Source organism: Methylobacter svalbardensis (genome assembly GCF_037671525.1).
GTDB classification, from domain to species: Bacteria; Pseudomonadota; Gammaproteobacteria; order Methylococcales; family Methylomonadaceae; genus Methylobacter_A; species Methylobacter_A svalbardensis.
In genome coordinates this window covers 1-2,220 of the sequence record NZ_JAWPOH010000150.1, presented here as the reverse complement: position 1 = coordinate 2,220, position 2,220 = coordinate 1, and the positions used below count along the sequence as shown (strand labels likewise).

Sequence of the window (2,220 nt, the reverse complement as noted above, 5' to 3'; positions counted from 1 at the left end):
CTTTCAAGACGTATATGCAAGATGCCAGTAAAGTTTTGTGTGTCATGAAGAAAATGCGTGAAGATTTCGCAATCCCTGCGTGAATTTTACTGTAGTGGCTTGGAAATTATTTACCTGAGAAACTATAGGAGGCAGTTTTAAGCAATGAGATTATTTGGTTATGCTCGAGTGTCCACGAGCCAACAATCCCTTGATGGCCAAGTCAAGACGCTGAAGGAAGCCGGGGTCAAAACGAGCCGTATTTTTACTGACAAGGTTTCCGGCAGCCACATCAACCGGGATGGCTTGCATATGCTGCGGGTCAAGGTAGAAGAAGGCGACGTGATCCTGGTCAAAAAGTTGGATCGATTGGGACGGGATACGGCGGACATGATCGCCTTAATCAAAGAATTCGATAGCATCGGCGTTGCCATCCGTTTTTTGGATGATGGCATCAGCACCGAAGGCACCATGGGCAAAATGGTCGTCACCATTCTGTCTGCCGTAGCCCAGGCGGAACGACAACGCATCCTTGAGCGTACCAACGAGGGTCGCATCGAGGCTAAGGCCAAAGGAGTGAAGTTTGGGCGCAAGCGTAGCGTCGATACGGAAAGACTACAGGCATTGCATAAGAATGGATTAGGGGCAACCGCCATCGCCAAACAAATGGGCATTGGGCGGTCAACCGTTTACAAATTGCTGAATGAGACGGATAAGTAATTATGGAAGCAATTAACCGGGTATTCTGGTCCAAAGCTGCCACGGATATTTGTTACTCAACCGGCCATCGTAATTGACTCGAGACAGCCTCCCGCGTCAGGTCAATCGCGGTTGCCTAGCCTATTTTAGGGCCACTGTTAAAGTGTGCTTTGACAATGTGTAGCTCATCAGCTACATTAAGCACATGATCGATATGAAAAAAACCGATGTTTTTGTCCAATGGTTAGATGAACTTCGTGACATTCGAGCGCGTGCGCGAGTCCAAGCCAGAATTGAGCGGCTGGCCGCCGGCAATCCAGGAGACGTGAAGCCTGTTGGAGAAGGTGTATCGGAAATGCGAATCGACTATGGCCCCGGTTATCGGGTGTATTTCACGCGGCGCGGCAACGAAGTCGTAATTCTGTTAGCTGGTGGACATAAGAGTACTCAGGATACCGACATCAAAACCGCCCAGGGACTTGCTCGTAATCTATAGGAAAACACAATGATAAAAACCATAACCAGCCGCTACGATGTAGCAGAGCACTTGAGAACAACAGAAGAAATGGCGGCTTATCTTGACGCCTGTATTGAGGAAGCAGACGGTGATGCGACCTTTATCGCCAAGGCGATTGGCGATATTGCCCGTGCGCGTGGTATGTCTCAGATCGCCCGCGATACCGGTCTTTCCCGCGAAAGCCTGTATCGGTCATTAGACGGTGAGCACATCCCCAGTTTCGATACAATCCTCAAAGTGACAAAGGCGCTAGGGATTCATTTACACGCGGACGCTATTTAACTAATTGATTGCTCATAACTGAGGTATTGTCTAACAATGCAGCCATGAAATATGGCTATGCGCGGGTTTCGACCGACGATCAAAAAGTAGATTTGCAAATTGGCTAATATTGCCCATCCCCCGAAAATGTAAAATCAGCCTAAAGATGGCTCTTGGACATTGCTCCAATATGCCGGATCAGAATAGGGTGCTAATCAACAAAAGGTTCTAAAGTTCCACGGGATTTAGGAGGAAATTTGGGTGCATTTAAACAAACGACACAAAAAGTCCTACTGAATTTGGTGAGAATCCAGAACCGACAAGGCTTTGTGTGGCTTATCGACTTCCCAATTTTGGTCATGGGGTTAATTAACCAAAAGAACGGTTTGTTCCACGACATCCCTGGAGCCCTTGGTATCAGCGGCGTATAGACGAAATATGGCTATTTTTGCCCATCCCCTCGAAAAGGTAAAAATAAGCAAGGGCTAATGTTTAGTGTCTCGTGATAAAGGCTCTGGTGAGTGCAAAAAGTTTACTTTTTGCACTGCATTATTTTCTTATGTTTATTAGGCTGATAGCTTCACATTTTAGTGCAAAAACTCTTGCAAAAATCATAGTTGCATATTCTGGCCCAACTTGAACACTCATTCTGATTCAATCTGAACACCTATTCTGATTTAACTTGAACACTGATTCTGGTTTCAAGCTGAACACTTTTCTGGATTTTCCAGAATCGGTGTTCAAGTTGCCAGAATGACTGTTCA

3 protein-coding genes are annotated in these 2,220 nt (G+C 46.3%); all 3 read left to right on the top strand.

Features of this window, described 5'->3' with window-relative positions; translation table 11 throughout:
- Positions 1–144: 144 nt before the first annotated feature.
- The 3 genes from RW114_RS20445 to RW114_RS20435 all read left to right on the top strand — a co-directional run bounded on the left by RW114_RS20445 (position 145) and on the right by RW114_RS20435 (position 1,477).
- A complete protein-coding gene (locus RW114_RS20445) occupies positions 145–699 on the top strand; it encodes a recombinase family protein (RefSeq protein WP_340124571.1) in 555 nt (184 codons plus the stop codon).
- A 193-nt stretch (positions 700–892) separates the two neighbouring features.
- Positions 893–1,174, top strand: coding sequence for a type II toxin-antitoxin system RelE/ParE family toxin (locus tag RW114_RS20440; protein ID WP_479687047.1), 282 nt, complete (start codon positions 893–895; stop codon positions 1,172–1,174).
- A gap of 9 nt (positions 1,175–1,183) precedes the next feature.
- Positions 1,184–1,477: an addiction module antidote protein gene (locus RW114_RS20435; RefSeq protein ID WP_340124569.1), complete on the top strand. Its 294-nt coding sequence runs from the start codon at positions 1,184–1,186 to the stop codon at positions 1,475–1,477.
- Positions 1,478–2,220: the final 743 nt, after the last annotated feature.